Annotated in this window: 8 protein-coding genes; 4 read left to right on the top strand and 4 right to left on the bottom strand. The window is 26.3% G+C overall.

The features are described 5' to 3' along the window. Positions 1-83 precede the first annotated feature (83 nt). The 4 genes from KGF50_RS20025 to KGF50_RS20040 all read right to left on the bottom strand — a co-directional run bounded on the left by KGF50_RS20025 (position 84) and on the right by KGF50_RS20040 (position 1,198). Positions 84-239: a hypothetical protein gene (locus KGF50_RS20025; RefSeq protein ID WP_227849689.1), complete on the bottom strand. Its 156-nt coding sequence runs from the start codon at positions 237-239 to the stop codon at positions 84-86. Between the two features lie 5 nt (positions 240-244). After that, positions 245-622 (bottom strand): helix-turn-helix domain-containing protein, encoded by a 378-nt coding sequence (locus tag KGF50_RS20030; protein WP_227849690.1) that lies wholly within the window; start codon positions 620-622, stop codon positions 245-247. A 71-nt stretch (positions 623-693) separates the two neighbouring features. Then, positions 694-894, bottom strand: coding sequence for a phage antirepressor KilAC domain-containing protein (locus KGF50_RS20035; RefSeq protein WP_413926849.1), 201 nt, complete (start codon positions 892-894; stop codon positions 694-696). A gap of 88 nt (positions 895-982) precedes the next feature. Beyond that, the gene (locus tag KGF50_RS20040; RefSeq protein ID WP_227849691.1) at positions 983-1,198 is read right to left on the bottom strand and encodes a helix-turn-helix domain-containing protein; all 216 of its coding nucleotides are present in this window, start codon (positions 1,196-1,198) and stop codon (positions 983-985) included. A 182-nt stretch (positions 1,199-1,380) separates the two neighbouring features. Between KGF50_RS20040 and KGF50_RS20045 the strand changes: the two genes are divergently transcribed. From KGF50_RS20045 to KGF50_RS20060, 4 genes are all read left to right on the top strand, one after another. After that, a complete protein-coding gene (locus tag KGF50_RS20045; RefSeq protein ID WP_227849692.1) occupies positions 1,381-1,926 on the top strand; it encodes a helix-turn-helix domain-containing protein in 546 nt (181 codons plus the stop codon). Positions 1,927-2,001: 75 nt separating this feature from the next. Then, the gene (locus tag KGF50_RS20050) at positions 2,002-2,508 is read left to right on the top strand and encodes an ImmA/IrrE family metallo-endopeptidase (protein WP_227849693.1); all 507 of its coding nucleotides are present in this window, start codon (positions 2,002-2,004) and stop codon (positions 2,506-2,508) included. Between the two features lie 237 nt (positions 2,509-2,745). Then, entirely contained in the window at positions 2,746-3,876 is a 1,131-nt protein-coding gene (locus tag KGF50_RS20055; protein ID WP_227849694.1) for a site-specific integrase, read from the top strand. A 466-nt stretch (positions 3,877-4,342) separates the two neighbouring features. After that, positions 4,343-5,518 (top strand): GGDEF domain-containing protein, encoded by a 1,176-nt coding sequence (locus KGF50_RS20060; protein WP_227849695.1) that lies wholly within the window; start codon positions 4,343-4,345, stop codon positions 5,516-5,518. The last annotated feature ends 93 nt before the right edge of the window (positions 5,519-5,611 follow it).

Here is a 5,611-nt window from a genome sequence, read left to right on the forward strand (position 1 = left end):
ATCAGTTACTACAAAAGCATCTAAATATTTTCTACGACTTGAATTTTTATTCATTTTATGGTATCCTCCTAAGTAATCGTTTTTTAGTTGTGTTGGTTACTTTGACCAGCACTTTTTTTGTTTAATATTTCAACTGATATCTTTTTACCAGTCATAATATCCTTAAATACTATATATGCTAAAACCTTACTGTCTTTTTTCAGTATCATTATGTTCTTCTTATTTAAATCAAGACTCAACAATTTTATTCTCCTTTCTCTACTTTCTCTAAAAGCTTGTCTAGATTTTCACCTTGACTTCTCTCAATAAAATCATCAACCTCGTATCTTGAAATTTTTCTACCATCTCCTCTAACTAGTGATTTTATCAAACCCGCATTTACTAACCTACGCATAAAAGTTGTATCTAATTTTAAAATTCCCCTTGCTTCATCTATTGTTATCAAATAATTGGGATACCCTCTTTTTATCAAGACAACTATATCTTTTGGTTCTAATACATTCACTTTTTGTTCAATAGTTTGATTCTTAAATTTATCAATTTCTTGTTTATTTATCTCTATTTCTATTAGATCTCTTAGACTCTCACTCAATCTTTTAACTATTTTATTTGAGTTCTCCATTATTTAATTCACCTCATTATTATCAAAATATTCTGTATTTAATTCCCAAAATATTAACCTAAAATTAATTCTTATTGACTATTATTTGTTTCTATATTAGGTAATATATTATTTGTTTTAAGCAAATTATATAATAATAATTTTCCTTTTTGAGTCCACTTAGTTGTCATCTTCACATCAGATATGCCATCATTTTTAGTTATATCTATTATTTCTGAATGAGTATATCCCTTACCTTGATACTGTTTATCTTCTTCTATAAGATGTTGCAAAGCGTAACTCTATCCCCACTCTAGTTTAAATTCATTTCATGAAATATTTATTCTAAAGGGATTTTTATTCTTTAAATTTAAAAGCCACTTATTTTATTGCCATTTTGGCAACTGATTTTGAAAAAAAATAGTCTGTTGATACTTCATACAAATCAGACAATTTTTTTATTTCATTTGCCTTAAATTCATTTTTGCCATTAAGCTTTAGCCTAAATCCAAACAAACTAAGCCCTAATAAATCTGCAACAAATTTTTGTGTATGTTGATTTTCTTTCATTAACCCTTTCAATCTATTGACATACATTTACTCACCCTCTAACTTTCTTTGCTATATAAGCAAGTTCTTGTTTATATAATAGCAACAAAAATGTTAAAAGTCAATATTTTTGTTGCTTTTTTAGCAATATAGATTGTAATGACAAAAAAAGTTGCTATAATGTAAATAAAAGTTGCTATAATGAAAACTACGATAAAGGATGATTTTATATGTTTAGATTAAAAGAATTGAGAGAAGAAAAAGGTATATCTTTAGATAGATTAAGTATGGATTTAAATGTAAATAAATCCACTTTATCTAGGATTGAAAATGGATTAAGAGAACCAAAGCAATCTTTTATTGAAGACTGTTCAAACTATTTTGATGTATCAACAGATTACTTACTTGGTAAAACAGACATAAAAAATCCCAATCAAGTAGTAAAATCTTTAAATCCTATTTTCTCAAAAAGATTAAGAGAATTAATAAAAGAAAAAGGTATTGTATTAAATATATTAAGCGAAAGACTAGAAATAAGTACTGATTTATTGTCTAAATATGAAAACAATATAATTTCACCTAAAAGTGATGATATTGTAAAACTTGCTCATTATTTTGATGTTACAACAGATTATCTTTTAGGTACAACACTTGTTAGAAATCATATAGATACTGTAGCTGCACATAAAGCTAATCCTCATAAAGATTTACCAGAAGAAGCACAAGAACAACTTAACGATTATATTGAATTTCTAATGAATAAGTACAAAAAATAAATATTTAGAGCAGTTAAAATCTGCTCTTTAAATATAAAAAATTAACACATACATTCTTTTTATAGGGGGATTTCAATGAACAAATTAAATGTACTTTTAGACTTAGCAAATAATGAAGAAATAGAAATTTACTACACTGACAAAATAGCAGATGACATAAAAGGATTGTATATAAACAAACAAGGTCTAAAAATTATATCATTGCTTAACTCATTAAAGCAAAACAAGACTAAGCTAACAGAAATATTAGCAGAAGAATTAGGACACCATTTTACCAGTGTTGGAAATTATGTATCTTCAAAAAACAGCTATAAAAACAAAATCTTGATAGATAAAACTGAAAACAAAGCCTTAAGATGGGCATGTGAATTTCTTATAACAGAAGAAGAAATAATACATGTTATTAATTCACATACAACAAGTGTATACGAAATAGCTGAAGAATTACAAGTTAGTATCGAATTCTTATTAAAAAGATTAGAATTTCTATCAAGAAAGAAAAACATGTTAGACTTAGGAAGTAATAGATTTTTAGTATTAACTAATTTACCAAATTTCTACATATATGAAGATATTTTTTAAACTCCTTTATTCTACTTTTATAGATTATAATTTAATAATTATATATTTTAACATCATTGTAATAAACTGTCATAAAAACAAAAAAATTATAAGAATATTAAGAAAATAAATGAGTTTAAATTAAACAAATAAACTTAAAGTCATCTTATACATAACAAAAAGGTATATAAAGAGCAGTCATTCTGCTCTTTTATATAAACACAAAACAAACATATATTCTAAAAAGGGGGGACTATTATGAAAGGTGGAGTAAGAAAAAGAAGCAACAAGTGGTATTACTACTTTGACCTAGGTATAGTAGAAGGCAAAAGAAAAAAAGTAGAAAGAGTTGGTGGCAGTACAAAAAAAGAAGCAGAAAAAGCACTAAGAGAAGCACTAAATGAATATGAAAACTCTGGCATAGTATTTGAAGAAAGCAACATCAGTTTATCAGACTACTTAGACTTTTGGTACAAAGAATATGTCTTACTTAACTGTAAATACAACACTCAAGAAAGCTACCGAATAAACATAGAAAAACATATAAAACCAAAGCTAGGAGTTTATAAAGTAAAAGCTCTAACACCAGCAATACTACAAAGCTTCATAAACAAAAAATACAAAGAAGACTATTCTCAAAGTACATTACAAGTATTAAAAGCTATATTACATAGGTCATTAAAATCAGCAGTCTACCCTTACAAACACATACGAGAAAATCCTATGCAATATGTAAGCATACCAAAAACTAAGTCTAAAATAGAACCTAAAAAAGTTAAAACTATTACACTAGAAGAATTTAATCAAACACTAAATATATTTCCTCAAGATTCATTTCAGCGTATAGTCTTACTAATTGGATTTTATACTGGTATGCGAAGAGGTGAAATTATTGCATTAACATGGGATGATATAGACCTTGATAATAAAACTATCACAGTAAAACATACTCTTATTAAAAAGAAGAATGGAATGTTTGAATTAAGCCAACCAAAAACAGAAAGCTCTTGTAGAACTATATTTACAGGTGATACCTTAGTAAGAGCATTAAAAGAATATAAACTATATCAAAAGAAAATGAAATTAAAATATGGTGAATTTTACTTTGATAGTGATTGGGTGTGTACTAAAGAAAATGGTCAACAAGTAACTATTCATACTATGGACACTATAGTAAGACAAATTAGAGAAGCCTTAAACAATGACTTCCATTTCCATTGTCTAAGACATACACATGCTACCCTACTATTAGAAAATGGTGCTAACATTAAAGACATACAAAATCGTCTAGGTCATAGTCAATTATCAACTACAATGGATACCTATTCACATGTAACTGATAAGATGAAAAATGAAACTGTAGATATATTTGAAAGAATTACAAATTAGAGTTTGCCACCCAAAAATATACTACGGTGGCAAATGGGTGGCAAACTCTCATTTATCTATTTTAAAAGCTAAAGTCATTAACTTTATACAATCGCTTATATCGTTGTAATTTCAACACTTTCAGTTTTATAGCAACTCTAATGTATATAATATATTAATTATAAATCTAACTAATAGAACTTAATTATACCTTAATTGGATATATTCATCTATTTTGTTTATCTTATATTAGTATTTCATTATATTTCTCTAATATTCCAAAATAAATAACTTACTAATCTTAATTATAATAAAATACTAATACAAAAATTTATTTAATCTTAACTAATAAATACTACCTATTATAAATTTAGATTGTTACATACAGCATATTTTGCTATAATTAAATTATAAACAAAGTATTCCGAGTATCTAAACAAAGAAGAGGAATACTTATTTTTATGTTTTATTATTAATGGAGGCTTATATGAACTTAGAAAATTTTAAAAAATTCTTTGGATTTCCTCTAGATAAAAAACACAAAGAAAATGTTGAACGGGAACTTTGCAATTATCTTTATCATACAGGCAAAATTATTTGTATCATAATAATAATATCTCAACTAATTATGATGATATCAATATCAGCTAGAGATGGTGGCCCCTTTGCCACCCCAAGACGTCAGTGGTATTTTTGTATGTATATAATACTATTTTGTATCTCTTTAATTTTTATGTTTGTTTTTTCTTATCTTTGGAATAAAAAAAAGGAACATTGTACTTGTTATATAAACTTATGGGTGATTTATGTAACATTTTTCTGCTTATGGGGTTGTGTAATTACTTTGCTTGACCAGTTAGGCGGAAATGATTTGAGTGTATTCAGTTATATAATGTTAACAGCTGCTGCTTTTTCAGTATTAAAATTAGGTCAATCAATAGTAGTTTTTGGAGGATGTTTTTTATTTCTTAATCTACTCTTACCAGGAATTCAAACCGTATCAGGTAATGAGTTCAGTAATATTGTAAACACATTTTTTATAACATCACTTGCTATTTTTGTTTCTACAATGTTATATAGAAGTCGTGTATTTACTTATTATGATAAAATGCTAATCCATCAACAATATGAAGAAATCTCCCATATGAATAATTTATTAAATCTTAAGGTCATGACTGATGACCTAACTAAAATGAATAATCGTAGGTATTTAGAAGATGTTCTCCAAAAAAAATTAAGTACCCATGCAAACCAAGAACCTATAACAGGTATGATGATAGACATAGATTATTTTAAACAATTTAATGACACTTACGGACATCAAAAGGGTGACTACTGTTTACAAAATATTGCTAAAGTAATTTTAGATTTTACAAATTCTGAAAATGCACATGCTATCCGTTATGGTGGTGAAGAATTTTTTATCTGTATTTTCAATTGTGATGAGGAGAATGCTAAACTTAAATCCGAATGTTTACGTAATATTATAGAATATTGTAATTTTGAACGTGATGACATTCCTTCAAAATGTGTGACTGTTAGCATCGGAGTTCATACAAAGAAAGTTGAAGAATTAATATCTTTAAATGAATTTATACGTTATTGTGATAAAGCTTTATATATTGCAAAAGAACAAGGTCGTAATTGTGTTGCGTTTTATTAAAAGTATAGAAATGAAAGTATTAATTCTTATATTTATATTTTCTTAATAAGAAATTTACTTTGTTCAAAACATTTAGATAATATTATGTAAATC

This window comes from Clostridioides sp. ZZV15-6598 (assembly GCF_020657705.1).
Classification (GTDB): domain Bacteria; phylum Bacillota; class Clostridia; order Peptostreptococcales; family Peptostreptococcaceae; genus Clostridioides; species Clostridioides difficile_F.

Excerpts from the sequence above, each read along its gene's own strand:
- KGF50_RS20055 (WP_227849694.1), top strand. The coding sequence starts at position 2,746 with ATGAAAGGTGGAGTAAGAAAAAGAAGCAACAAGTGGTATTACTACTTT.
- KGF50_RS20045 (WP_227849692.1), top strand. The coding sequence starts at position 1,381 with ATGTTTAGATTAAAAGAATTGAGAGAAGAAAAAGGTATATCTTTAGAT.
- KGF50_RS20040 (WP_227849691.1), bottom strand. The coding sequence starts at position 1,198 with ATGTATGTCAATAGATTGAAAGGGTTAATGAAAGAAAATCAACATACA.
- KGF50_RS20050 (WP_227849693.1), top strand. The coding sequence starts at position 2,002 with ATGAACAAATTAAATGTACTTTTAGACTTAGCAAATAATGAAGAAATA.
- KGF50_RS20060 (WP_227849695.1), top strand. The coding sequence starts at position 4,343 with ATGAACTTAGAAAATTTTAAAAAATTCTTTGGATTTCCTCTAGATAAA.
- KGF50_RS20030 (WP_227849690.1), bottom strand. The coding sequence starts at position 622 with ATGGAGAACTCAAATAAAATAGTTAAAAGATTGAGTGAGAGTCTAAGA.